This is a genomic window from Clostridium gasigenes, assembly GCF_017348895.1.
Lineage (GTDB): Bacteria > Bacillota > Clostridia > Clostridiales > Clostridiaceae > Clostridium > Clostridium gasigenes.
In genome coordinates this window covers 3,213,412-3,239,701 of sequence record NZ_CP071376.1, presented here as the reverse complement: position 1 = coordinate 3,239,701, position 26,290 = coordinate 3,213,412, and the positions used below count along the sequence as shown (strand labels likewise).

General features: G+C 26.9%; 23 protein-coding genes and 1 tRNA gene. 5 read left to right on the top strand and 19 right to left on the bottom strand.

Annotated elements, in window-relative coordinates; genetic code table 11:
* Positions 1-251 precede the first annotated feature (251 nt).
* The gene (locus J1C67_RS15190) at positions 252-569 is read left to right on the top strand and encodes a DUF3139 domain-containing protein (protein WP_167865070.1); all 318 of its coding nucleotides are present in this window, start codon (positions 252-254) and stop codon (positions 567-569) included.
* Positions 570-684: 115 nt separating this feature from the next.
* On the opposite strand, the gene J1C67_RS15185 is transcribed toward J1C67_RS15190, so the two are convergent.
* The 12 genes from J1C67_RS15185 to J1C67_RS15130 form a co-directional block, all read right to left on the bottom strand.
* Complete coding sequence (locus J1C67_RS15185) at positions 685-978, bottom strand: hypothetical protein (RefSeq protein ID WP_207253525.1); 294 nt, start codon at positions 976-978, stop codon at positions 685-687.
* A 523-nt stretch (positions 979-1,501) separates the two neighbouring features.
* Positions 1,502-2,506, bottom strand: a complete 1,005-nt coding sequence (locus J1C67_RS15180) for a hypothetical protein (RefSeq protein ID WP_167865069.1) — start codon at positions 2,504-2,506, stop codon at positions 1,502-1,504.
* A 136-nt stretch (positions 2,507-2,642) separates the two neighbouring features.
* Positions 2,643-2,714 (bottom strand) — tRNA-Asn (locus tag J1C67_RS15175).
* 59 nt (positions 2,715-2,773) lie between these two features.
* Complete coding sequence (locus J1C67_RS15170; RefSeq protein WP_167865068.1) at positions 2,774-3,442, bottom strand: hypothetical protein; 669 nt, start codon at positions 3,440-3,442, stop codon at positions 2,774-2,776.
* Between the two features lies 1 nt (position 3,443).
* Positions 3,444-3,599 carry a hypothetical protein gene (locus J1C67_RS15165; RefSeq protein ID WP_167865067.1) on the bottom strand — a complete coding sequence of 52 codons (156 nt, stop codon included), beginning with the start codon at positions 3,597-3,599 and terminating at the stop codon, positions 3,444-3,446.
* 645 nt (positions 3,600-4,244) lie between these two features.
* Positions 4,245-5,132: a GNAT family N-acetyltransferase gene (locus tag J1C67_RS15160; protein WP_167865066.1), complete on the bottom strand. Its 888-nt coding sequence runs from the start codon at positions 5,130-5,132 to the stop codon at positions 4,245-4,247.
* A 184-nt stretch (positions 5,133-5,316) separates the two neighbouring features.
* A complete protein-coding gene (locus tag J1C67_RS15155; RefSeq protein ID WP_167865065.1) occupies positions 5,317-7,224 on the bottom strand; it encodes a bifunctional 4-hydroxy-3-methylbut-2-enyl diphosphate reductase/30S ribosomal protein S1 in 1,908 nt (635 codons plus the stop codon).
* Positions 7,225-7,314: 90 nt separating this feature from the next.
* Entirely contained in the window at positions 7,315-7,971 is a 657-nt protein-coding gene (cmk, locus tag J1C67_RS15150; RefSeq protein ID WP_167865064.1) for a (d)CMP kinase, read from the bottom strand.
* Between the two features lie 93 nt (positions 7,972-8,064).
* Positions 8,065-9,285 carry a BaiN/RdsA family NAD(P)/FAD-dependent oxidoreductase gene (locus J1C67_RS15145; RefSeq protein WP_167865063.1) on the bottom strand — a complete coding sequence of 407 codons (1,221 nt, stop codon included), beginning with the start codon at positions 9,283-9,285 and terminating at the stop codon, positions 8,065-8,067.
* Between the two features lie 151 nt (positions 9,286-9,436).
* Positions 9,437-10,333: a MurR/RpiR family transcriptional regulator gene (locus J1C67_RS15140; RefSeq protein ID WP_167865062.1), complete on the bottom strand. Its 897-nt coding sequence runs from the start codon at positions 10,331-10,333 to the stop codon at positions 9,437-9,439.
* 91 nt (positions 10,334-10,424) lie between these two features.
* On the bottom strand, positions 10,425-10,961 hold the full coding sequence (mnmM, locus tag J1C67_RS15135) for a tRNA 5-(aminomethyl)-2-thiouridylate-methyltransferase MnmM (protein ID WP_167865061.1): 537 nt from the start codon (positions 10,959-10,961) through the stop codon (positions 10,425-10,427).
* 13 nt (positions 10,962-10,974) lie between these two features.
* Complete coding sequence (locus tag J1C67_RS15130; protein WP_089965999.1) at positions 10,975-11,715, bottom strand: pseudouridine synthase; 741 nt, start codon at positions 11,713-11,715, stop codon at positions 10,975-10,977.
* Positions 11,716-11,986: 271 nt separating this feature from the next.
* On the opposite strand from J1C67_RS15130, the gene J1C67_RS15125 reads away from it, so the two are divergent.
* Entirely contained in the window at positions 11,987-12,793 is an 807-nt protein-coding gene (locus J1C67_RS15125; RefSeq protein WP_167865060.1) for a DUF1189 domain-containing protein, read from the top strand.
* 132 nt (positions 12,794-12,925) lie between these two features.
* On the opposite strand, the gene J1C67_RS15120 is transcribed toward J1C67_RS15125, so the two are convergent.
* Positions 12,926-13,798: an SDR family oxidoreductase gene (locus J1C67_RS15120; protein ID WP_167865059.1), complete on the bottom strand. Its 873-nt coding sequence runs from the start codon at positions 13,796-13,798 to the stop codon at positions 12,926-12,928.
* Positions 13,799-13,983: 185 nt separating this feature from the next.
* On the opposite strand from J1C67_RS15120, the gene ilvA reads away from it, so the two are divergent.
* Positions 13,984-15,183, top strand: a complete 1,200-nt coding sequence (gene ilvA / locus J1C67_RS15115; RefSeq protein WP_167865058.1) for a threonine ammonia-lyase — start codon at positions 13,984-13,986, stop codon at positions 15,181-15,183.
* Positions 15,184-15,288: 105 nt separating this feature from the next.
* Here the strand turns inward: ilvA and J1C67_RS15110 are convergent, their stop codons facing one another.
* The 4 genes from J1C67_RS15110 to J1C67_RS15095 all read right to left on the bottom strand — a co-directional run bounded on the left by J1C67_RS15110 (position 15,289) and on the right by J1C67_RS15095 (position 23,249).
* Complete coding sequence (locus J1C67_RS15110) at positions 15,289-16,212, bottom strand: exonuclease domain-containing protein (RefSeq protein WP_167865057.1); 924 nt, start codon at positions 16,210-16,212, stop codon at positions 15,289-15,291.
* A gap of 82 nt (positions 16,213-16,294) precedes the next feature.
* The gene (locus J1C67_RS15105; protein WP_167865056.1) at positions 16,295-17,023 is read right to left on the bottom strand and encodes a M48 family metallopeptidase; all 729 of its coding nucleotides are present in this window, start codon (positions 17,021-17,023) and stop codon (positions 16,295-16,297) included.
* Positions 17,020-19,977: a helicase C-terminal domain-containing protein gene (locus J1C67_RS15100; protein WP_167865055.1), complete on the bottom strand. Its 2,958-nt coding sequence runs from the start codon at positions 19,975-19,977 to the stop codon at positions 17,020-17,022. The genes J1C67_RS15105 and J1C67_RS15100 overlap by 4 nt, the downstream gene beginning before the upstream one ends.
* A 23-nt stretch (positions 19,978-20,000) precedes the next feature.
* Positions 20,001-23,249 carry a DEAD/DEAH box helicase gene (locus J1C67_RS15095; RefSeq protein ID WP_167865054.1) on the bottom strand — a complete coding sequence of 1,083 codons (3,249 nt, stop codon included), beginning with the start codon at positions 23,247-23,249 and terminating at the stop codon, positions 20,001-20,003.
* A gap of 156 nt (positions 23,250-23,405) precedes the next feature.
* Between J1C67_RS15095 and J1C67_RS15090 the strand changes: the two genes are divergently transcribed.
* The gene (locus J1C67_RS15090; protein WP_167865053.1) at positions 23,406-24,062 is read left to right on the top strand and encodes a hypothetical protein; all 657 of its coding nucleotides are present in this window, start codon (positions 23,406-23,408) and stop codon (positions 24,060-24,062) included.
* Positions 24,063-24,139: 77 nt separating this feature from the next.
* Here J1C67_RS15090 and J1C67_RS15085 read toward each other — a convergent pair whose 3' ends face one another.
* Positions 24,140-24,868, bottom strand: coding sequence for an HAD-IB family hydrolase (locus tag J1C67_RS15085; protein ID WP_089965982.1), 729 nt, complete (start codon positions 24,866-24,868; stop codon positions 24,140-24,142).
* A 253-nt stretch (positions 24,869-25,121) separates the two neighbouring features.
* Here J1C67_RS15085 and J1C67_RS15080 point away from each other — a divergent pair, with 253 nt between their 5' ends.
* On the top strand, positions 25,122-25,379 hold the full coding sequence (locus J1C67_RS15080; protein WP_167865052.1) for a DUF1294 domain-containing protein: 258 nt from the start codon (positions 25,122-25,124) through the stop codon (positions 25,377-25,379).
* Between the two features lie 45 nt (positions 25,380-25,424).
* Here the strand turns inward: J1C67_RS15080 and J1C67_RS15075 are convergent, their stop codons facing one another.
* Positions 25,425-26,267, bottom strand: a complete 843-nt coding sequence (locus J1C67_RS15075) for a pyridoxamine kinase (protein ID WP_243176615.1) — start codon at positions 26,265-26,267, stop codon at positions 25,425-25,427.
* Positions 26,268-26,290: the final 23 nt, after the last annotated feature.

The window sequence follows — 26,290 nt, the reverse complement described above, 5'->3', positions numbered from 1 at the left end:
ACACGTAGGACCTAAATCACCAAAAGCTGACTTACCAGTACATATTGGTAATACATTACTTTTAAACTTATTTTGAAAACATAATTCATATATTTATTTTAAAGGAGGGTTTAGTGGTATTGTAGTGATTGCAATTCACTTTGCTATCAAAGATAAAATGTTCCAAATATACCTCGAAATGTTTATATTGATATTAAATTACTTATAATATATAATAAAAAAACAAATGAAACATAAAAAGGATGGGTAATATGAAAAAAATTGTAAAAATAATATTAATTATAATATTATTTTTTATCATTGCTATTTTAGGAAAGAAAGTATATTTTACAGGAAATCAAATTGAAAGAGAACAAATATTAGAAGCTACTGTATGGCAATTATCTGAAGGAGGTTATACTAAAGATGATATAAAAAGTATAAGTTCATGCTATAATCCGCTTAAAGGTGGAGTTCTTCCATATAGTGTATCAGTGATATTTTATAAGGATGAATCTGTAATGCAAATTTATATGTGGAGTGATAAAAGTAAAACTAAAGTCGTTAATTCAGGAAAAGGGTATTTATAGATTTTTTAATTTTCAAGGAGCTATGTCTTAATTATTCAGACATAGCTCCTTTTTATTTTACTAATAATTTTCAAATATTTTCTTTTATAGTTATATAATTATGATAGTGAAATTACTACCAGTTAAAACTTTTCACAATACTAAATCCATTATGTTTTACAGTAGCATCATCTACGAAATCATATGGAGATATTATTGATGGAATATTGTAACTAAGTGTATATGCAACTATGTTCAGATCCGCTTGTTTGAACTGTAAACCTGCTCCGTCATAACATTGCCAAACGAGTTTAGAACAATACATCTTGCTTGTTGAGGTAACTCCCGGAGTTATTGCGTAGTCAATATTTCTACCTGATCCCTCTAAAAAGTAATTTCGTCCATAGTAAGAAGCACCCAGTCCTGCCAAATAGTCGTTTGATCTAACTACTTTAGTTGGGGTATCGTCATATTTATGCTGATTTACAACGCTAAGGAATTTATCAATAGGATAGACTCTATTGATACATTCCTTAATTCTAGTAAAATCAACACTTTGAAGTGTCCCATATGATTTGTATCACAATACTAATTAATTTTAATAAGTATTTAATGTCTCCTACTTTAAAGGTCATTAGAGCTGTTAAAGTATTGAAAATACTACATCAAATTTACTTAGCGTTGTAAATCCGCATTTTGCTGACGCTACCCCTATAATACAAACAAAAAAACTCTAAGCTTATTTTACCTAGGAACCAGGATAAACCATGGAACCCAAATAAATTCTTAGAGTTTTGAAGTATCACTTCATCAGTGTTCTTTTCAGCATCAATTTCACTTAAACCAACATCTACATAATATTTTTTAAGATAGTGATAAAGTAACCATTTGTTACGTTCGTCATCACTATTAAACTCAAATTGTATTTTCACTTTACCACCTGTTTAATTAATTTATAGTATATTATATAACTTACTACCTCTTAACTTTAAAGTTATAGTATCACTTCTTTGTTTATCTACTAGTAAAGTGAGCTCTTCTTTACAATGCATACAAGCATCAAATGAATTTCTCGTCAAATTTATAATATCAAGAACTTCAATACCCTCTTCAATTTGCTTCATTATAACATACTTACAAAGACTCTCCCCCTCAGTTGTACCCAATTTTTCACCCATTAGTTTATATATTTCTGACGATTCTGGTTTACTCATATATTCACCCTTCTGTGTAATAAAAAATTGACTATATTCATTATCATTAGTCAATCTTCCATTTTTTCTTAAAATCGCCGACCTTAGCTCAGCATACTTCTTTAAATCATAAGCTAAGTTGTCCGGCAAATCCAAAGTAACTCCATTTATTGATATTTTATTTAATTCACTATCATAATCATTTTTTAAAATAGTTGGTATAACTATATTTTTTATTCCTGTGTACATTACCAATTTAATTATTACCGCTGAAATAAATAATCCAGCTATTTTTTTATGACTATTCTCTGTTTCATAATTGGAAACACTATATTTATTAATACTCTCATTACAAGCTTTCAGTAATGAACTAAACTCTTCTTCACCCATAATTTCTTTTAAGTCAGTTTGATTTAATTTCAATTCTTTACATTTATCATCTACTTGTTTGTTCAATTTCACTACTTCTATTTTACTATCAAAAATATTATTTTTGATTCCTTCATCTTTTCCGATATAAGCAAAGAATTGTTTAATTACAGAATAAAAATTATCAATAGTACATTTATATTTTACCCCGTATTTATGAACATAATATACTATACTCTTCAGTATCTTATCATCATCTATTCCTTTTAAAGTTTCTTTGTAATTCTGACTACTAACACCACACTCATTTTCAAGGAACTCTATAAAAACACTAAGTTTTCTCTGATAAGTTATTTTTGATTTATTATTAGTTTTATCAATAAAATCTTTTTTCAAACCATTTAGCACAATACATTTCACCTCTCTCAAATATTACCATTCGATAAAGAGGTTCTAAATCCTTTAATTAGCAGTTTAAATTTTGTCAATATACTCACAAAAGGGTTGCAAACCAAAAAGAGGGTGTATTAAGCGGATTAGGAGTGATTTGAACCTTCAACCCACAGGTTAACAGCCTGTCGCACTACAATTACGCTACTAATCCATATAAAAGAGAACCCTATTTCTAGAGTTCTTTTTTATATTTATTTATTTTATATTAACTCAACTAACTGATTTTTTAGATATTTTTTTACTAGTAGATTCATAAGTTACTTCTAATCTACTTATTTCACTAACTTTTATAGCAACATGGCTATTAATTGATCCTTTATCAATAAACATTTTTTTATGAAGTCCACTATCACCGTATTCATACGTTTCATAATTTTCTAATATTATGAAACTTTCTTCATACTTCCCTTTAAAATCAAATTTTATAAGTGCTCCATCATATACAATTTTCTCTTTATTCATATAAATTTTTACCCAAGTCCCCTTCTCATAATCTATAAGTTCACGGAAAACATTACTCGAATTATTTCTATTTATACCTAATTGTATCATTTTCTTACTCCAATACTCAGATTTTAGAAGTATAGAAACAAGATAACTTAATGTGATTGTTAAAATATATATGATTAATTGTACAGATTTCATTATCATACTAAAATTTGTTTTACAAAAATAATTAAATATGTTAAGTAAAAATATAGCTATAGAATTAATTATAAAGCTTAACATAATATATTCAAATATATTATTTTTAATTTCTCCCCCTTTTATATTAAATACATATCTATGTACTTGAATATAAATATATCCTGGAACAAAGTTAATAAAAATGTTTGGTAATACATCTATTATTGCTTGTATCTCATCAGCTTTTACCATGTTATTTATTTTTTTTACTATTTTCTGTAATAGTGCCCGGCCTTTTAGGTCTATCGTATGAAGGACTAGGTCCGCATTCAAGCCCAAAATCTAATGATCTCTTCTCAAGAGTACCATTATTTTGTATTTCTTTATTTTTATCACTCTTATTTATCATAATATATCCTCCATTGTAAATTTGATATATACTAATTTCGATATTATTCCTAAAATTCCTTTATTTTTCTTCATGTTTTTTAACTAAGTTATAAAATGTATTCTTTTTAAGTACTGTAAGCTCCATAGATTCAACAGCTGTAAGTTTTCTAAGATTCCAATCATCATATACTTCTTTCCAGTTGTCAGGGTATTAAATTTTATATCGGTATTTACTATGGGCATAGTCATATAAACTACTTAACAACCTTAAACTTTAAGCTATCCAAATCCTTTTGTAGTATTCTTTATTGCCAACATCCTTAGCGTCCTCTTTAACAGTACCAGGAGATCCAATAGCTTACTTATTAGATTGCAACTTAACGTTGGTCTGTTCTATTGTTAGCAAGCTCTATGATCTTCTTAACATAGTCACCTTATTGGTTAACTGGTTTCTCGCCGCCTTTCCTAGTTCACGTCTGCGCTCCTCTAGCTCAACCCTAACAAAGCCTAAATCCTTCCATACATAAAGAGTACTTATATTAACACCTTCGAGCATCATATCAATATTTCACTTTGTTCTTTACTTAGAATATTCATAGTTAATACCTCCTAGCACAAAAATAGACACCTTGTTAGGATAAAATGTACCCTTTGTCAAGGACAATTATCTTTCCCACTTTGAAATCATATACTTTTCCTCAAAGCCTGCCCATTTATATAATTCTCTTGCTTTTGTATTATTCTTATCTACTCTAATATATAGATGTTGCATAGCCTTTGCAGTTGAAAGAATAATTAATTTATTTAATAATAGCCTCCCATATCCTCTTCCCCTATAGGCTGCAATAATACCAAAATTAACTACTGTGTAGATATCTCTATTGAAAACTATTTGTCCATATCCAATTATAACATTATTAACTTCTATAAATATAGCAAGGTCATTAATATAATAATCTTGATTTAAATCACTATATACATCTTCAATAGTTAAAGGGATTCTACTATAATCTGAAAAGATATCATTTTGTATTTTACACCTAATCTCTTCATCTTCTCCTATTTTAAAGGTTCTAAATGTAATGATTTTACTAGTATTGTCTTTTCCATTTTCGTATTTTAATAAGTAACTATCCTTATTATAATTACTTATTTGTAATTTCATAAATACTGTTGGCCTAACCATTTTAAATCCAAGGTTTTGCAAAGTCTCTATATTTCTATTACTATCTACAGCTTCATATGATAGAAGACTATTATTAAAACTTTTTAATAATTTTTCATTTAATAAACTTAAATATCTATTATCAATATATAAAGCCCAAATTCTTATATTTATATCCATAGGCGTTTCATACCACATAAAACCAATAATATCATTATTATATGTAAATAATTTTAAAAACCTTTTAAATATAAATTTCACAACAAAATTTTGTTCATCATAAAGTTTGAAAAAATCTCTATCATAGTTCTCACTAAGTTTACTTTGAGAGTATACTTTTTTAAATTCATCTAAATTTTGTGAAGTTAATTTTTTTAATGATATCATAACATGTCCCCTTTTTAAGTATCTTTTTTTTATTATTATCCAGAAATTCAATGTTTTTATTTTCTAATATTAATTTCTATACAGTTAGTATAAATCTTCCATTTATTTTTAGTCAAGAAAAAAGTCATACATATAAAATTATATGCATGACTTTTCTTGTAAATTACTCTAATTTTTATATTATCTACTCAACATCCTTCATACTTAATCCAATTTTTCTATTTGCTTTATCTACAGTTAATATTTTTGCTTTTATTTCCTGTCCAACAAATAAAACATCTGATGGATTATTAACTCTATCATGACTTATCTTTGATATATGAACTAATCCGTCGATTCCAGGCTCAAGCTCTACAAAGGCCCCAAAATCATTAAGTCTAACAACCTTACCAAGAACTACAGATCCTTCTGGATATTTTTCTTCAACATTAGCCCATGGCTCTTGTAATAAAGCTTTAATACTTAGAGATAATTTTTTATTATCTCTATCCATATCAATTACCTTAACATCTACTATATCACCTTTTTTTAATACATCTTCAGGCGACTTAACATGGCTCCATGAAATTTGTGATAAATGAATTAATCCATCTACACCATTTACTTCAGCAAATGCGCCAAATTTCGTAAATCTTTTTATTTGAGCCTTTAAAATATCGTCGATACTTATATTATCCCAAATAGCATTTTCCTTAATAGTTTCCTTAGCCTCAATTATAATTCTTCTAGAAGCTATAATTTTAGATGGATTTTGTCTTGAAAAATCAATTAATTTCACCTCAAAAATTTCTCCTACAAACTCAATTTTACTATTTGTAAATTTACTATCTATTTGAGATGCTGGTATAAATATTCTTACGCCTTTATAATATGCTACTAAGCCCTTTTCCTTAGCTTCCTTAATAGTTAGATTAAATGTATCTTTATTATTAAATAAATTTTCTAATTCATTTAAAGCTATATCTTTTTCATACTCTAGTCTTGATAATACAACATTTCTATCTTCGTTTTGAAGTTTAATAACTTTCGCAGTAATACTATCTGAAACATGAAGCTCATTTATAGCTTCTTCTATACTTTTTAAAATTGTTAATTCACTAAATGGAATTACTCCATCTGATTTATATCCTACAAGTGAAACCACAACTTCGTCTTTACCAATAGATAAAATTTCCCCTTCAACTTCATCTCCGATACAGAATTTTCTATCTAACTCGTCCATTAATTTTAACTGATCTTCCATATTAAAATTCCCCTCCATAATATCTATAACTTCTTTTATTATCCAATCTGGCGTAGATGCACCAGCTGTAACTCCTATTTTGTTAAAGTTATTATTTTCAATAAATTCTTTTGTTAATTCATTGGAATTTTCAATGTGAATAGTATTTTCACAGTTATTTTTAGCTATTTCATAAAGTTTAGTAGTATTTGAACTATTCTTTCCACCAATAACAATCATAGTATCTACTAACTTAGATAGCTCATTTGCGCTTTTTTGCCTAACTTCGGTTGCTGAACATATTGTATTAAATGCTAATAGTTCCTTACAACTAGATGAAATATTCTTCAACGTTGTATCCCAGTTATCTTTTTTTTCTGTTGTTTGAGAAACAGCACAAATTTTATTTGGTATAGCTTCTTTAAAAGATCCATCAGTTGTTATAATAGCCTTATTATCACACCAACCATTAATGCCAACTACTTCTGGATGTTTATTATCACCAAGTATAACAATACTATATCCAAGATTTGAATATTTATTTACTTTTTTTTGAATATTAGTTACATACGGACACGTTGCATCAAAAACTTCAAATCCATAGTTTTCAAGAGTTTTCATTACATCCTTTGATACTCCGTGAGAGCGTACAACTATTACGTCACCCTTAACTAACTCATCTAGCTTATTAAATTCAATAGCATAAATATCATTTTCCTCTAGATGTCTTACTACATCATTATTATGAATAAGCGGTCCTAATGTATAGATTCTTTTATTAGCTTGTTTTTTTATTTTTAGAGCCTCTTCCACCGCCCTTTGGACTCCAAAACAAAAACCAGCACATTCTGCTAAAATTATATTTTTCATTTTTCTACTCCTACTCCTATATAAAAGATACTCGCCTATATATATTTATATATATTACAAATATTAAAATTAAGAATATATTTTATATATTTATTTTAAATTTTTTCTAATATATGAACATATTTTATCTGTAACTTCTTGAATATTTAATCCAGTAGTATCTATTTCAATAGCATCTTCTGCTTTTCTTAATGGATCAATTGCTCTATTACTATCTTCATAATCTCTTCTAATAATATCTTTTAATATATCATCATAATTAACATCTATTCCTCTTTCATCTAACTCCTTAAATCTTCTATCTGCTCTTTCTTCTGGAGTAGCCGTTAAGAAAAATTTGTACTTAGAGTCTTTTAAAACCACTGTTCCAATGTCTCTTCCATCCATAATTACATCAAATTTATTTGACATATCTCTTTGAAGCTTCACGAGTCTTTCTCTAACTTCCTTTATAGACGCAAAGCTAGAAACTACTGCACTTATTTCAGGCATAGTAAGTTTACTTTGAATATTTTCCCCATTTAATATTAAATCATCATTTTCGAACTTCATTTCCATATTATCTATAAGTGTACAAATCTTATTAGTTTCATTTATAGATATATTATTATCTTTACACTTTAGGGCTACTGTTCTATACATAGCTCCTGTGTTTATATACATTAAATCAAATTTCTTTGCAACTAATGTCGCTATTGTACTTTTACCTGCACCTGCCGGTCCATCTATTGCTACTGATATTCTCATCTTATTTCCACCTTTCAAATGTAGTTAGGGATCTTCAAAAAATAACTAGTCAGATTCTTCTTTATTTTATTTCAGTTCCCTTATTTATATAAATTATAAGTAAGTTCCTGCTAAGAATCCAGTTGCAAGAGCTATTTGAACACTATATCCACCTGTAAAAGCATCAACATCAATTAACTCTCCTGCAAATGACAAATTATTTATTAATTTAGATTTCATAGTTGAGGGATCTATTTCCTTTGTATCAACTCCACCTGCTGTAACAATAGCTTCGGCTAGGGGTCTCAATCCTTTAACATTCATATTAAAGTTTTTTAATAAATTTACTAAACATCTTCTTTCTTCTTTAGTAATTTCATTTATCATTTTATCTTTTGAAATCCCAGATAACTGTAACATTAATGGTATTATTTTTTGAGGTAAAAGATTGTCTAAAGCATTTTTAAAAGGTTTATTTAAAATCTTTTGAAAATCCTTTTGGATCCTTTTATCTAATTCTATTTCTGTTAATCCTGGCTTAAAATCTAACTTTATTTTATAAATTAACCCTTCATGAATAAATCTTGAAGCACTTAATATAAGAGGCCCAGATACCCCATAATTAGTAAATAATAATTCTCCAAGATTACTATATAAAGGCTTTTTAACACCTTCTTGTATAACTGAAAGCTCAACATTTTTAAGAGATAGTCCCATAATTTCTTTAACCCAAGGTTCATCTAATACAATAGGCACTAAAGTTGGTTTTAAAGTAATAATTTTATGTCCAAGTTTCTTTGCAAATTCTTGGCCTTCTCCTCTAGAACCTGTTAATGGATATGAGGCTCCACCTGTAGCCATTATAAAATAATCACCCTTTAAAATTTCGTTATTATTAATTTCAACTCCAATTATTTCATTTCCGTTATAAATAATATTTGTTACTTTATTCTTAAGTTTTACTTTTACATTAGCTTTAGAAAGCCCACTAGACAATCCTTTAATTATATCTGAACTTTTATCTGATTCTGGGAATACTCTTCCACCTCTTTCAATTTTTAGCTTTATTCCTTCATCTTCAAAGAACTTCATAGTATCTAAATTTGTGTATGTATATAAAGCACTGTATAGGAAATGTGGGTTACCTGGAATAAAATCAAAAAATTCTGATATATCTTTTGCATTTGTAACATTACATCTTCCTTTACCAGTTATGAATAGTTTTTTTCCAACACGTTCATTTCCATCTACTAAAACAACTTCATTTTCTTTTGCTGCTGTTATTGCTGCCATCATCCCAGCTGGTCCTGCACCAATTACAATTACTTTTTTCATATAGTGTATCCTCCTAATGGTAATTTGAATATACCTTTTAACATAATACCATTTTAGTAATGCTTATTCAATGTTGATATATATATTTTCATTATATTTCCAAGAGAAAAGTGGTTAGGAAATATAATTTCCTAACCACTAAATTATTCAACTAATCGTCACCGACATTTTTATTATTATATGAATATACATTATATTCTTTCCATATTTTTTCAAGATTTCCAAAAGTATCTGCTATATTTTCTTTTTCTCTCATTCCAACTGCAATTATAAGTGCATTTATCACTGATAATGGTGCTACTAATGAATCAACAAAAGAAGCCATATTACTTTGTGCAATAAGAGTATAATCGGTCTTAGCTGCTAGAGGTGATAATAAGCTATCTGTAATAGCTACAACTTCAGCCCCTCTATCTTTTGCAAAACCTAATGCATCTATTGTTCTAGCTGCATATCTTGGAAATCCAATTCCAATAACTAAGTCACCTTCAGAAACATTTATCATTTGTTCAAATATATCTGATATTCCATAACTTACAGTTCTAACATTTTTTAAAATAATATTTAAATAAAACCCTAAAAATTCTGCTAATGCTGTGGAACTTCTAAGACCAATTATATAAATTCTTTTTGCTTCAAATATTTTATTAACAACATCCTCGAATGTATTATAATTTATTTTTTCTAGTGTCGCTCTAATATTTTCCATATCAGCTTTTAAAACACCTTTAAGTGCATGGCCTTCCATTACATAGTCATTTGATAACTCTAACCTTTGAACCGTCGTAAGCTTATTTTTTATTAATTCCTGAAGCGCTTTTTGCAATTTTGGATATCCAGAGAAACCAAGCTCATTTGCAAATCTTACTACAGTCGATTCTGATACTCCTACAGAATTACCAAGTCTTGCTGCCGTCATAAAGGCTGCTTTATCATAATTTTTTAATATGTATTCAGCTATAAGTTTTTGTCCTTTACTCAATCTTGAAAATTTTAATTGAATTAATCTCATTAAATCTTTTGAGCTTTCTGTACGGTTATTATCCATCCGTTATCCCTTCTTTTCATCCAATATTCAGTCTAATTAATTTTATCATCTAATGAATATTATATCAATACTTCATTTTTTTGTTAAAAGTTTATTTTTTCTCTATAACTACAAGTAAAGGTGCTGCTTCTGCCCTATTTAAATAATTATGAGACATTACTCCGTATTTACTCTTAGGTAACTTAGATAAATAACTTAAAATGCAAGTTCCTTCAATTTGACCTTCAATATGTCCCTTGTAAATACATATTGTCATTATCCCACCAGATTTAAGCATTTCAAGCCCAATTTTAATACTTTGCAAGGATGTTATATGCATTGTTGTTATACCTTTGTCCCCTCCTGGCAAAAAGCCAAGATTATACATTATACAATCAACATCTTCTTTCACATAATCTTTAAATAAATGATGTGAATCATTTATTACTTCTACGTTATTTTTATTTTTATATTTATTACAGGCATCTTTTTGTATTTCAAATGAATATACCTTTTCAAAATTATCTGAAAGAAAATCTGTATCGAATCCATTTCCTAAAGTTCCATCTATTGCAACAACTCTATTTTCTAAGAAATTCTTTATAATAAAGTGAGATAAATTACTTATATCTGCAACATATCTAAACATATTAAATCTCCTTTTATAGTCCCTTAATATAACTTAATTCATTTTCAGTAAGTTCTCTAAACTCTCCTCTTTTTAAGTAACCAAGTTCTAACTCACCAACTGATATTCTTTTTAAAGTTAAAACAGGGACGTTAAGAGCTTCACACATTTTTCTTACTTGTCTATTTTTTCCCTCATGAATAGTTATTTCAACTGTAGATATTTTGGCATCATCAGAGAAACGTCTATCACGGCTTGGCTCAACACTTATTGTTCTTATAGTTGCAGGCGCCGTTACATACCCATCAATATTAATACCAGTTTTAAATTTTTGTATATCTTCTTCAGTAAAAGCTCCATCACAAACAGCTATGTATTTTTTATCAAGTTCTACTCTTGGATGAATTATTTTATTATAAATGTCTCCATCATTTGTTAGTATTATTAAGCCTGAACTATCATAATCAAGTCTTCCAATTGGATATATCCTTTCTTCAACCTTAACTATATCAAGAATAGTTCTTCTTCCCTTTTCATCTGAAAGAGAAGTTATGTATCCTTCTGGTTTATTTAATATTATATATCTTTTTCTTTCTTCAGGAGTTATTACCTTATTTTCATATTCAACTATGTCTCTATTTTCAAGTACCTTAACTCCAAGTTCCTTTATTATTTCTCCATTAACCTTAACTCTGCCAGCTAAAATTAATTCTTCACATTTTCTTCTAGATGCAATACCACATTTAGCCATATACTTTTGTAATCTTTCTTCCATTATTATCACTCCATCTCTTTAATTAACTATTATTATACTACTATTACATAAGCATTATTGCAACAAAGTTTTACATTACTTTGCTCTATTTTATTAATTTGTGATTAAATTCTTTCTAATACAAGTACTTTTAACTAGAGATTTCATTTGAAATCTCTTTATTTGGAGATTACTAATTTTTTTAGTGCAGGTATATTATTAGTAATATATCTTATTTTTTTCTAATATGTTACAATTATATAACTAATAAAAAAGGGGGATAATTATAAATATGTATGAAAATGAAAAAATGAGCTTTTTAAAAAAGTTTATAAATAGCACCTATAATTTTAAGTCTTACAATTACTTTATTTCAGAAAAACTCTCAAAGGCTGTTCTTTATTTATTACTATTGGCTTTTGTATCATCAGGCTTTATGGTTTTAAAGGAGGGATTTTCTTTTAACAAGGAATTTTCTAAAATGAAGACAATATTAAATGAAGAAATGCCCTCATTTACTTTAGATAATGATGAACTTATAATTGATTCTGAAATGCCTATTATTTATGAAGAGGATAATACTATTTTTGTTATTGATACTAGCAATGAATTAGATATTAAATCTCTTGACAAGTATAATAGTGGGATTTTTATAGGTAAAAATGAATTGATTTTTAAAGAAAATTCCACTAAGTTTACAACTATCAAATACTCATCATTAGAATTAAAAAACAGCTTAACTTCTGAATATGTTAATCGTATAGTAAATACCTTCGGTAATATATTTATAATAATTGGATTAGTATTAATATTTATATTTTTACTTATAGGTAAATTAATAAGTGTATTTGCAATAATGCCTTTAGCTGCTCTTATAATTGCATCTATATTGAATAAAAAACTATCTTACAGTAATCTTATAAAAATTAGTGCATATGCACTAACAGTTCCAATTTTACTTAAAACATTTTTAAAATTGGTTGGAATAACAATACCTGTGTTCTTTATACTTTATTATGGAATAGGTATTGTATATTTAATTTTTGCTCTTAAAAATATACATTTAGATGTTAATGAAAGTTTAGAACCTATAAATTAATCATTTTTTAAAAATAACAAATTATAATAAAAAACATACTATCATATTGATTTATTTTTTAGATACCTTATTGATAAAAGAGCTAGATTTAATGCTAAAATAGTGTTATATCTAGCTCTTTTTATTTGAATTTTATGTAGTAACAAATTCTCCTCCATTAATATGAATGGTTTCTCCTGTTATAAATGAAGCACCGTTACTAGCTAAAAACACATAAGCCTCTGCTAGTTCAACTGGTTGCCCTGGCCTTTTCATCGGTGTCTTTTGACCAAATTTAGCCACTTTTGCATTATCAAAAGATGAAGGGATTAAAGGTGTCCAGATTGGTCCTGGAGCTACTGCATTCACTCTAATACCTTTACTTGCAAGGTTTAGTGCAAGAGATCTTGTTAAAGTTGTTAACGCTCCCTTTGAAGCCGAATAATCTATTAAAGTTTCATGACCATTATATGCAGTTATTGAAGTTGTGTTTATAATAGAATCTCCATTATTTAAATGTGGCAGGGCTGCCTTTATAATATAAAATGCAGAAAAAACATTTGTTTTGAAAGTTCTTTCAAGTTGAGATTGTGTTATATCTGTAATATTTTGAGCTTCATGTTGTTCTGCGGCATTATTAACAATAATATTTATTTGTTTAAATCTTTTTATTACTTCTACTGCAACATAATCACAAAAGCTTTCATTTCCAATATCGCCTTTAATTAAAAAACACTCGCCTTTTTCATTTTCGATTAGTTTTTTTGTAATATTTGCATCTTCATCCTCATTTAAATATACAATTGCAACTTTAGCCCCTTCTTTAGCATAAGCTAAAGATACTGCTCTACCAATACCACTATCTCCACCTGTTATTATTGCAACTTTATCTTTTAACTTTCCAATTGGAAAGTTATAACCCTCTAGGTTATAAATAGGTTTTGGGTTCATTAAATTTTCACATCCAGGTTGCTTATCTTGATGTTGAGGCGGTAAATTTTTAGGGAAATTTGAATCTATATTCATTATATCCTCTCCTTACTTTATTAGTATTTATACTACTTCTTATTTTTATTCAAGTTTTACGAATTTAACATGATAAACTTGGTTTTAGTGAAAATTCCTTACTTTCAAAAAAGACTTAAGACTTTATAAAAAAATGGTATAATAAATCTATAAAAATAAAAAAATTAAACTAATGAGGTGAAAAAATGCATTTAAAAGAAATACTTACGGCAAGAGAGGCTATTAGAGATATCATAACTAAGACTCCATTATTATATAGCAATATATTTTCTAATGTATGTGATAATAATGTATATCTAAAGTGTGAAAATCTTCAGTTAACAGGCGCTTACAAACTTAGAGGAGCACTAAATAAAATACTTTCTCTAACGAACGAAGAAAAATCTAAAGGCGTAGTTTGTTCTTCCGCTGGAAATCATGCTCAAGGAGTTGCCTATGCATCTTCTCTATGTAATGTTAACGCAACTATTGTTATGCCAACTACTACTCCTTATTTAAAGGTAGAGTCTACTAAAAATTATGGTGGAAATGTTATTCTTCATGGACTTTGTTATGATGATGCCTATAATGAAGCAAAAAAAATTGAAAATAAAAAAGGTTCTGTTTTTATTCATCCATTTAATGATATTGATGTTATTTATGGTCAAGGTACTATTGCTCTTGAAATATTTGAAGATCTTAAAGATGTAGATGTTATTATTTGTCCAATTGGTGGTGGTGGTTTAATAAGTGGAATATCTCTAGCCGCAAAAGAAATCAATCCAAATATAAAAATTATAGGAGTTCAAGCAGAAGGTGCTGATGCAATGGTAAAGAGTTTTAAAAAAGATAAATTAACATCTATTGAAACTGTGAATACAATTGCTGATGGAATTGCAGTTAAGACACCTGGTGATTTAACTTTTAATATAATTCGTGAATATGTAGATGATATTGTTACTGTTTCAGATGATGAAATCGTTGAAGCTTTTTTAACTTTAAGTGAAAAACATAAGTTGATTGCAGAAGCATCAGGAGCTACATCACTTGCTGCTTTAAAAAAATTAGACTTTAAAAATAAAAATGTTGTTTCAGTTATCAGTGGTGGTAATATCGATATGTTAACTATATCGTCTTTAATAAATAATGGACTTGTTTCAAGGGGCCGACTTTTCTGCTTTACAGTAGAGTTACCTAATACTCCTGGTCAAATTCTTCAAATTTCAAAAATACTTTCAGATGTAAATGCAAACGTTGTAAGACTTGAACATAATCAATTTAAGGCAAGAAACACGCTTAGAAATGTTCTTCTAGAAGTTACTGTTGAAACTAATGGACATGAACATATTGAAATAGTTAAAAAAGCTTTTATTGATAATAAATTCAATATAAATCAAATGTATTAATATGAGAAAACAGAGTACTATATATAATTATATTACTCTGTTTTATTATTAGTCATTTTCAAAAAATATAAATACCGCCTTGACTTCTTATTTCCCCCAGTCACCTTATTTCACATAGCTTAAGAATTCTTCCTCATTTAACAAATCTATTCCTTGTCCAAATTCATTAAGTTGCTTAGCTCTTTTTAATTTTGTACTCATATTAGTATAACTAATATCATGAACATTTTTTACAGCTGTTATTAATATATTAGTTTTTTTGGTTACTGAACTTCCTGTGCTTCCTCCATTTTGTTTTACAAACTGCATAGCATCTAATCTCGACATAGAGGATAGCCCTCCAGTAAAAACAACTATTTTGTCTCTGAAAAAATCAGTAGTATTTATTAAAGTTTTATTATTACACACATTCTTATTTACTCTTGTGGAAATTATTGATGTGCCTTGTAATTTACCCGCCGAAGTGTAATCATTGTTATGTATTTTACCTATTTTAAAACAAACTAATTTTGATAATTCCTTTATATCCTCAACTTTTAGTTCCTTTATTATTTCTAATACTATATTTGCAGATGCAGATGCATCTGCACTTGCATTATGATGATTAAACTTATATCCTAAATGATTATTAATAGTATTTAACTTAGAATTCTCTAAATAGGAATAAAAATTTCTAGATATTATCATTGAACAAAAATAATCTAAAGTTGGATAAGGAATGTTATAACTATCTAATGTTTTTCTTAATACACTCATATCAAAAGAAGCATTATGTGCAACTACAAGCTTCCCGTCTAAGTAAGGCTTAATTTCACTCCAAAGCTCCAAAAATGTTTTTTCATTTTCAACATCTTCTTCTTTAATCCCATGTATCCATATATTAATTGGCTCAAACCTCATCTCACAAGGCTTAATTAACCAATATCTTTCTTCTATAATTTTATTATCTTCAACTACTGTAATTCCAATTGAACAAGCACTATTCCTTTTTTCATTAGCAGTTTCGAAATCAATTGCAACAAAATTCATTTTTCACCATTACCTTCATTAATGAATCTTCAAAAAACAACAACCCAATATATATGACTTGTCATTTTTTTAGAATTCCTAATCATATTTCTAATTTAAATCCATTATCTTTTAACCATAACTTATACAATTCGTAATCTGGCATTACAGATTTTACTCTATTCCAAAAGTTGTTTGAATGATCTTTAAAATCCATATGACACATTTCATGTACTACTATATAATCAATTACATCTATAGGTGCCATAGATATTCTCCAATTAAAAAGAATTCTATTGTCATATGTACAACTTGCCCATCTTCTCTTTTGTTGTTTTACTTTTAACTCCTTAGGAGAAACAGCAAAGAATTTTGTATAATTAGAAACTCTTTCAATTACCACTTCTAAGGTTTTCTGTCTATACCATAGTTCTAATATAGACTTAACTGTATCACTGTCTATTTGTTTATATGAAATTTGAATAATATTATCTTTAATCACTACTTTAGGTTTCTTTATATCTTCATTGCATTCTATATTTAAAATATATTCATTCCCTAAGTATAGATATGTTTCTCCATTTATATATTTATTAACTCTTCTCACAGAGCCTCTTTCTATTAGTTCATCTTGTTTTTTACAAATCCAATTAGCTTTTTTTCCAACTACATCTAAAATGTTTTTAAGTTTTAATTTAATAGGGGCACAAATACGTACTTTCCCTTCTAAATTAACTTCTATAGACATTGTTTTTCTTTTTCTATAAACTACTTCAAATTCAATTACTCGCCCTTTATGTATATGCTTTAATTTTAAAGTCTCTGTATTCAATTTCTTTCAACTCCCTTAACTGAGTCATTGACTTTTATTGTAGTATTTATATTTTTAAAATACCATTCTGTACTCCATTCTCCATATCTTTTAAATTCCCAAAATAAGTTGTTTAAAACAGCTTCATTTTTAATTGAAGAGGGTATATCCTTGCTTTTTACTCTTAAATTATTTAGTAAAGTTCTTAAGTTATTCATCTTCCAAATTTTATAATCATTATCCATATAACTTAAAAGTTCTTCTGATTTTACATTTTCTATCCTTGGCCCACTTAGATCTTTTTCAAGTTTTCTTAATGTAATATTATTAGTTCCTCCATCTAAAATTATAAAATATCCATAGTCTAAAGTGCTTCTTATAAGCCTTCCATAACTTTGTTTTACTTTAATGCATAGCTGGGGATAGTTAACTTCATAGTATTTCTTATGTTCATAAGTTGTTATAGCTTTTACAAGAGGGTTTTCTACATTTTGATTTGGTAACTTGTCAATAATTACACAAGTCAGAGCATCCCCTGGCAAATCAATCCCTTCAAAAAAACCTTTAGTTCCAAGCATTATAATTTGTCTGTTTTTATCTCTTAAATATTTTAGAGCTTTTTTATTTGTATGTAGCTCTATAGTAGTTCCTTTAGTTAGAATTGATAATTCTTCTAAAGTTTGTTCTCTTCTACTATTATTATTAAAAAGAACAAGCATATGACCATTTAATTTTTTAGCAGTTTCAAATATAAAACCAGAAATATTTTTTATATAATTCACACTATTATAACTTCCCAAATCCTTTAAAGTGAATATTCTTGTTTGCTCTTTCAAATTAAATACTGCTGGTATTTTATATTCATTTGCACTTTCCTGACCTAAATGTTTCTTTATATTATTAAAAGAATTATCTATTCTTAAAGTTGCCGAAAGAAATGTTGTACTTTTAACATCACTTAATATTCTATCATTGACTAACTCTCCAACTTTTAGTGGTGTATTAGTAATTTTAAAATAATTAAACTCCTTATGTACTTCTAAAATTTTAGCATACTCATTGGATTGTGTAATAAAGGTGTCAATTACATCAAACTGCATTTTAAGCTTCATTATATAATTAAGGAGCTTTCTATAGTCTTTATCTCCATGAGGGTCCTCATCACTTACTATGTTGCTTATATATGTGTCTAGGAGTTTATACAAACTATATATACTAACTTTCAAGTTACTTAAATGCTCCCGTACACTTTCCATAGATAATTTATATTCTTCTCTTGAATTAAAAAACTCAGTTGTAAAGTTATATTCCTTATTTTGAAGATTCATATTTCTAAATTCATTAATTATATTTAAAATATTATATTCTATATCATCTCTTCTAATTTTAATATCACTTATTTCAATTGATTCTCTATATCCAAAATTAGCATTTAATCGTCTTAATATAAAATAAATACTTGGATTTCCATTTTCAATTTCATCTAGTAAATCTAAAAACTCCTTAGAATTAAATTCTTCTGAAAAAAAATCATAAGCTTTTTCCATTAAATTATGAGCTTCATCTATAATTAAATGATAAATTTTCTTTTTTTCGCCATAGGGCCAATTAGCTAAAAGTGAATGGTTAATTACTGTTATATTATCAAGAGGTAATTCATTATATCTATTCTTTAAATAGCACTCTCTAATACATTTATCTAAATTACAATTTTCACTTTCACAACATATATGCTTTATATATTTATCAAGTTCAAAATGCTTATAAGCCCAAAAGCTTATATTTTCAATATCTCCATATTTACCACCAGTAATTAGCCTTTTAATAAATAATTCTACAAGTGGACCATTTATATCAACCTCAAATTCTTTATAGTCACTAACTCTTTCTGTACATAAATAATTACTTTTACCTTTAATTGCACCAAAGTTAATTTTTTTGTATAAAGATAATTTTTTTAATATGTTTGGAATATCTTTTTCTATTAATTGATTTTGAAGTTCTTTTGTATCTGTAGATATTATTACACTACTTTCTTCAATGTTTCTTTCTAGTTTATTTAAGTAAGTGCTTATAGCAACTATTAATACATAAGCAAATGTTTTACCGCTACCTGTTGGAGCTTCTATAAATATTCTCTCTTTATTTTCAATTGTTTGTCGTATTTTAGCTGAAATATTCTTTTGTTCCTCTCTATACTCGTAGCTAAAATCTCCTTCATTATCCCATATTTCAGAATTTTTTAGTAAATCCTCATATTCATTGTAGTCAATATCCATTCTTTTCAAATGAATATTTTCTTCTTTATTATCTTTGTAATAAACATATATATATTCATCATTATTAAACATAATTGGTTTTAGCAAGTAATTAGTCCAATTCCACTTTTTAAGAAGGCTATTACCTTTAATAATTGTTTTATAAATAGGCTCTAGAGCCCCTAAAATCTCTTCTTTAGTCCATAACCTGCATAAAAAAGAATTTACCACTAGAATTGTATCAAGAGAATCTTGAAGCCCTCTATGCATTTGATTTTTATTTAGTGTTGTTACATCATTTAAAAGTGATTGCAAATTATATTCTTTTCTCCACGGTTCTAAAATAGCTGCCATTTCCATTAAATCTAGCACTTCATTTTTCACTTCTATAATGTGATATTCAAAAAAACTTTTAACATATTCTCCATTAGAACAAATTAAAGGCAAGCCTTCCAAAAATCCCAATAGTTCACTTTTAACATATTCAATATTTCTAGCACTTAATAGGTCTTCCTCTCTTAAATCTATACAGAGGTCATAAATGGAAAGGGGGATTCTCCCCTTTGGCTTTATGAAAATATTAAGAGTTGTTACAATAGAGTCTTTAATCTTTACTGCACCTATTTCAATTATTTCAGAAGTTTTTTCATCTAGTCCTGTTGTTTCAATATTTAAATATATTACATTATCCAATATACTTTTCACTTCTGTTTGCATATATTCCCCCTATAGTATAATCGTCAACTTAATAAATCTAATAACTCTTCTTGGGTTAAGCTTTTCAAAAAACTACCATTTTCGAGTTCGCCATTTATTACTTTATTTATAAGTTCCTTTTTACTATCTTGCATAGCTAATACCTTTTCTTCAATGGTACCTCTTGCTATAAGTTTTATAACTTCTACTACATTTTTTTGACCAAATCTATGTGCTCTATCTGTTGCTTGATCTTCGATAGCGGGGTTCCACCATGGATCAAAATGTATTACTACATCTGCACTAGTTAAATTAAGACCTGTTCCACCAGCTTTAAGTGAAATTAAGAAAATGTTTTTACTTTTACTATTGTTAAACTCATTAACCATTTTTATTCGATCACTAGCTTTTGTTGAACCATCTAAATAACTATAGTTAATAGAACTTTGATCTAAAAGTTTTGATATATTCTTAAGCACTGTTGTAAACTGTGAAAATAGCAATATTTTATGACCTTCCTGGATATTTTGATCTATTAAATCTATTGCTACATCTATTTTAGAACTTCCACCAGTATAATTATCCAGTAAAATAGTTGGATCTAAACATAATTGTCTAAGTTTCGTAAGATAGGAAAACACTGTTATTTTATTATCTATAAACTCTTTATTTTCCATTTTACTTTTAACATCTTTTACAAATGTGCTGTAAGCAGTTTTCTGTTCTTTAGTCATTTCTACAAAAAACTTCTTCTCTATTTTTTCTGGAAGCTCAGTCATAACATCCTTTTTTAATCTTCTTATCATAAAAGGTTGAATAAATTTTTTTAAATCGTTAAAACTACCATCTCTATTATTTAAGAACTTTTCTTGAAATCTACTTTTATTATAAAGATATCCTGGAATAGCAAAATCAAATATAGACCATAAGTCCATAAGATTATTTTCTATAGGAGTACCTGTTAATGCAAATTTAACTTTTGCTTTAATCGCTTTAACTGCTTCACTACTTTGAGCTAAAGGATTTTTTATATTTTGAGCTTCATCTATAATACAGTAATCGAAATTTCTATCTTCATAATCTGTAAAATCATTTCTTAAAGTTCCATATGTTGTTAAAATAACATCATAATCATCTATATTTTCAATTTGAATTGCTCTTTCAGCTTTGCTACCATATATTGTTATAACCTTCATTGTAGGTGCAAAGTTATCAAATTCATTTTTCCAATTATATATTAAAGATGTTGGTGTAACAATAAGCGTTTTACTTCCTTTTTCTGATAATAAAAACGCGATAGTTTGGATAGTTTTACCAAGCCCCATTTCATCAGCAAGTACTCCACCAAAACCTAAATGACTTATTGTTTTAAACCATTTAAAACCTGTAATCTGATATTCTCTAAGAGTCGCTTTAAGCTCAAGTGGTACCTTATAGTCTATATTATCTAGCGTCTTTATTTTATCTGCAATATTTTGAACATTTTCTTTTCCTTTTATAAAATTAAGGCCTTTATCATCTATTGCCTCATTTAAAAATATAGCTTTATTTTTATGGAATTTTATACTTTTACTATTAACCTTCCCATCACCACTAATATTATCCAGTAGATTTATGAATTCTAAAGTTTTTTCCTCTTCTAAATCAATGAAGCTATTATTTTTCAACTTATAAAATCTGCGTTTATTTCTAAAAGCTTTTAGTATACTGTTAAATTCATCTTCTTCAATATCACCAATTTCAAAATTAAATTCTAAATACCCCTCTTTTGTTTCAGTTATATTTCCTTGTATAGATTGAGATTTATATATTCTTTGTTCTTTAAATCTATCTGAATAATAAATTTCACCAATATCCTTAAGGTTTAAAGCTCCTTCATTTAAAAAATTATATAGGTCATTATCATCTCCAGCAAACATAAACTTACTTCCCTCTTTAAAGAATTTAAAATCCTCTAAGGCTTTTTCTACTTTACGTTCTTGTTTAATATCCCTAATTATAAATTTTCCTTTTTCTAAAGCTCTATTTAAATCAAGTTTATCTTCACCATATTTAAATTTAATATCACACCAGATTTTATCTCTATTTCTATCAAAATAAAACTCTGCCATTAAACCAGTTTTTATTATTGATTTCTTAAGGCTATTATCTAATGATATTTCATTTGTTATACATTCAAGTTGAGGTAAGACTTTATTAAATACTTCATTAGCTTTATCCTTTTTAAATTCGATTTCTTTACTTTCTTTTAAAAAATCATAGAACAGTTTAAATGCTTTAAACTGTTCTCTTGATGGTAAATATATATTATTATTATATAAAAACACATCACCTTTTAAGTTTAAGGGTGTCGGAATATCATTTTCAGTTTTTAAAATTATCCCTTCATCCTTTTTTTCTAGGTTAAAACATAAAGGTATATCTTCATTAATTATCTTAACTGGTGAATCTTTTAATAAAGATTCAGTCTTTTCATCATAAATAAACCTTATCTCCTTATGCTTTATACAATTTAAAAATCTCTTTAAAGCATCGGGTAATATCATTAAAGATTTACCATTTACAACTCTATATATTGTTCCAGAAATAGAATTTCCTCTTAAAGATTCATTAATAGAAACATATTCTTCAATAAAATCTATTACATTTTCATCTTCCTTTGAAAAATAATATTTATTTGGATTATAATTAAATTCTTGACCATATTTTAATTCTGTTTCAAATTTTTTAGCATTTATAAATGCTTCTAAATTTTTCAAAACATATAATTTATTTGATCCTATTTTAAATTCGGCTTCATAATACTCTCTTCTATAACTATTAACTCTAGTTAAGCTTACTTCTAATTTAATTCTTTCTTTATCTTTTAGATTATTATCTATACAATTTATTAACATTTCACTTGCTTCTATTATTGCCGTTGCATCTATATTTTCACTATTAGCCCCTTTATTCCTAGAATCAATAATATTATGATATCTTTTAAAAACTGCTACTATATGTTTACATAAATATATATCTTTATTTTTTGAAACTCTATAAAAATCATCACATTCACATTGTGTATCAGTAATCATTAAACAATTTAAATCTATTTCTAATAGAGTATTAAATATTTCATTGTTATACTCTGACTGTACAGTCCCAAACAAATCTAAAAGACCACCGTGAATGTCTGTCGACACTTCTTTAACTAATCCTCTTCTAAAATATCTTTCTCCATTAGTTAAGGTAAGTCCTGAAGTATTATTAAGAACAATATTCTCTAAATCTTCTATAATCACGTATTTCACCTCGAATATATTATATACAACTATATTTTTAAACACAACTTTTAAACAATAACATTATTAATTAAATTTTCAAGTTATATATTAATTAACTAATTAATATACTCTAATTATAGGATAAATTCCTATTTATATACTTTTAATAAAGGGTGTGATATTTTGGCTGCTATAAAATTAAATTTTTTAGCCAATAGAGAATTACAAACAAAAAAAGATATGAGAGATGATCCAATAATTGATACTAAGGTTATTGAATATATTATCAATGAATTCCCAACCCCTACTAAAGATATAAGGCAAGCATTAGTAAACCTTCAAGTTACTCTAGAAAAATCAATTGATTTTATTGAGGATAAATCAAGTGAAATCATTAAAATTAATAGAGATTTTGAACTAAGTAACAAGTATAGAGAAACTTGTGTAAGATTACATGAAATCAGTACAAGTTTAAATGAATATGTTAAATGGATGGATGTTATTGGTGATAAAGCATCTCTTATAGAAAATGATAAAATTAAAGAAAGTAATTTAGATATATATAAACCTATTTATAATGATTTTACAGGTCTAACGCCAGTTAGGATTTCACTTAACAATTTTTCTGTAGATGTTGAAAATTGGGATGACTTAATAATGAAAACTGCATCTATGTTAACTAAAAATTATAAAGATAATAAAGAATCTGAAATGATTTTTCCTGAGCACAATACTATTGTACTAAAAAAATCTCATGAAAATGAATTAAGAGATACTGTAATTGAAATGTTATTAGAGTATAAAATTAGTTTAAATGATTATAAAATACAAGTTCAGTGATTTATAAATATATTTAAGACACTTTAAAAATAAATACAAGATAAAAGTCTTATAATACTTTTATCTTGTATTTATAATTATACTATGTTTAATGAATTTATGTCTAAGCTGTATGTAACATCTTTTCTCTCTACTATAACTTTAATTTTTTCTTTTATATCTTCATCATTTAATACCTTATCTAAAAGTTCTTTAGTAGGATTTATAGCATATGGTATTCCCACGGATTTAAACATTGTGAAATCGCCTGATGTATCTCCATAAGCAAAACTTTTATCTAAATCTATATTGTATTTACAAGTCATTTCTAGTATAGCCTTCTCTTTACTTTCAGAATCCCACATTGGAATTATGTCTCCATTATACATGTTATTTTCATCAGATTTATAAATTGTACCCCTATAATCGTCCATATTATATTTATTAGCCATTTCGCTAACTAATTCTATAGGTGATCCCGATATGGCAATAACTATATGTCCTTGTTCCTTATGCCACTTTATTCTTTCACGAGTAAATGTATATACTCTATCTCCCTTTTGTTCTATAACCTTTTTAGCTATGTAATCTATATGATATTTATTAATACCTTTTATAGCCTCTATATAAATATCAACCATTTTTAAAAGGTATGTATCATAATCGCCTTGTCTTTTATCCCAATTTATAAAAGCAGGTTTTACTTCTCTATACCACTTTTTTTCATCTAATAATTCATACTTAATTATTTTTTTAAAAACTTCTGTAATTAACCCTTCTCTATATATTGTTCCATCAATATCAAAGAACGCTGCAATTTTTTTCATATGTTTTCCTCCCAAATTTATTTATGTTTGTATTATATCACTTTTTGAAGATTCCCAAAGTAAAATCCCATGTTATCAACTTCTATTATTATACCTTAATTTCTATATAACACCCTATAAAATTATATAGAATTTAAGATATAATAAAAAAAACATATACATTATACTAAAGTAGACTATATAATATACTATTATATAAGGAATTTTGAGATTAGTTATCTTTTTTCAATTCCTAGTAAGGAGATTGATTATTATGCAAACTTTAATACTTTTATATTTATCCATAATTAATTTAGTCGGATTTTTACTTATGTTAGTGGATAAAAGACGGGCTATTAAACACGAATGGAGAATTAGTGAGTTGAATTTATTTATTGTATCTATTATTGGAGGTTCTATTGGTTCCTATTTAGGAATGCATTGCTTTAGACATAAAACAAAAAGCCTAAAGTTTACCTTAGGTATCCCTATAATAATACTTATACAAGGTTATTTAGCTATTATACTTTAATAATAGCTAATGGATCTTCAAATAAATAACTAATAATATTCTGGTCTATTTTTGTTCATTTATTAATATTAACTCCTTTAAAAATACTTCGAACATTACTCCTTCATTTGGGTCTGTATCAAATTGTGAAGTGTATTTTATAGCATTGTATATAAATTTGCTTGCCTTTTCTATAGTAACTTTAAAATCAAATCCTCTAACAAGCATTCCGCAAACTATTGATGAGAAAATATCTCCAGTTCCACAATAATACTTTTTAATATATTTATTTTTTATTATAAAAATTTCATTTTTTTCTTTTTCATAAGCTAAATTACACACTTCGTTATCTATTATTATTCCCGTAATAATAACTTTACTTGGTCCCATATTTGAAATTTTTTTTGCTAACTTTTCTAAAAACCCTAAATTGATTTGTTTTTCATTATACACTTCTCCAGTTAATATAAAACTCTCAGTAACATTTGGAGTTACTATATCTGCATAACTAACTAACTCCTTAATTCTATTACATAGATTACTTGTATACGTATCGTAAATAACTCCATTATCACCCATTACAGGATCAACCATAATTAAAGCTTTGTTATTTGACTTAAAGAAATCAATTACTATATCTATTTGTGCTTCTGATCCTAGGAATCCGCTATAAATACAATCAAATCCAATATTCATTTTAGTCCAAACATTTTTATAATTGCTCATTTCTTTAGTTAAATCAAAAAATGAAAATTCTGGATAGTTTGTTTGACAAGATAAAATTGCTGTTGGAAAGGGACAACACTGTACCCCAAGAGTAGATATTATAGGCAATGCAACTGTTAAAGAACTTCTTCCTATTCCCGACATATCTTGTATTGTTGCTACTTTTTTTATCTTTTCAATCAACTTTATCACCTACTACTTCTATT

Excerpts from the sequence above, each read along its gene's own strand:
- mnmM (WP_167865061.1), bottom strand. The coding sequence starts at position 10,961 with ATGTTTAGATATGTTGCAGATATAAGTAATTTATCTCACTTTATTATA.
- J1C67_RS15130 (WP_089965999.1), bottom strand. The coding sequence starts at position 11,715 with ATGGAAGAAAGATTACAAAAGTATATGGCTAAATGTGGTATTGCATCT.
- cmk (WP_167865064.1), bottom strand. The coding sequence starts at position 7,971 with ATGAGAATATCAGTAGCAATAGATGGACCGGCAGGTGCAGGTAAAAGT.
- J1C67_RS15125 (WP_167865060.1), top strand. The coding sequence starts at position 11,987 with ATGTATGAAAATGAAAAAATGAGCTTTTTAAAAAAGTTTATAAATAGC.
- J1C67_RS15160 (WP_167865066.1), bottom strand. The coding sequence starts at position 5,132 with ATGATATCATTAAAAAAATTAACTTCACAAAATTTAGATGAATTTAAA.
- J1C67_RS15080 (WP_167865052.1), top strand. The coding sequence starts at position 25,122 with ATGCAAACTTTAATACTTTTATATTTATCCATAATTAATTTAGTCGGA.
- J1C67_RS15100 (WP_167865055.1), bottom strand. The coding sequence starts at position 19,977 with ATGCAAACAGAAGTGAAAAGTATATTGGATAATGTAATATATTTAAAT.
- J1C67_RS15165 (WP_167865067.1), bottom strand. The coding sequence starts at position 3,599 with ATGATAAATAAGAGTGATAAAAATAAAGAAATACAAAATAATGGTACT.
- J1C67_RS15120 (WP_167865059.1), bottom strand. The coding sequence starts at position 13,798 with ATGAATATAGATTCAAATTTCCCTAAAAATTTACCGCCTCAACATCAA.
- ilvA (WP_167865058.1), top strand. The coding sequence starts at position 13,984 with ATGCATTTAAAAGAAATACTTACGGCAAGAGAGGCTATTAGAGATATC.
- J1C67_RS15190 (WP_167865070.1), top strand. The coding sequence starts at position 252 with ATGAAAAAAATTGTAAAAATAATATTAATTATAATATTATTTTTTATC.
- J1C67_RS15155 (WP_167865065.1), bottom strand. The coding sequence starts at position 7,224 with ATGAAAAATATAATTTTAGCAGAATGTGCTGGTTTTTGTTTTGGAGTC.
- J1C67_RS15085 (WP_089965982.1), bottom strand. The coding sequence starts at position 24,868 with ATGAAAAAAATTGCAGCGTTCTTTGATATTGATGGAACAATATATAGA.
- J1C67_RS15110 (WP_167865057.1), bottom strand. The coding sequence starts at position 16,212 with ATGAATTTTGTTGCAATTGATTTCGAAACTGCTAATGAAAAAAGGAAT.
- J1C67_RS15170 (WP_167865068.1), bottom strand. The coding sequence starts at position 3,442 with ATGGTAAAAGCTGATGAGATACAAGCAATAATAGATGTATTACCAAAC.
- J1C67_RS15145 (WP_167865063.1), bottom strand. The coding sequence starts at position 9,285 with ATGAAAAAAGTAATTGTAATTGGTGCAGGACCAGCTGGGATGATGGCA.
- J1C67_RS15140 (WP_167865062.1), bottom strand. The coding sequence starts at position 10,333 with ATGGATAATAACCGTACAGAAAGCTCAAAAGATTTAATGAGATTAATT.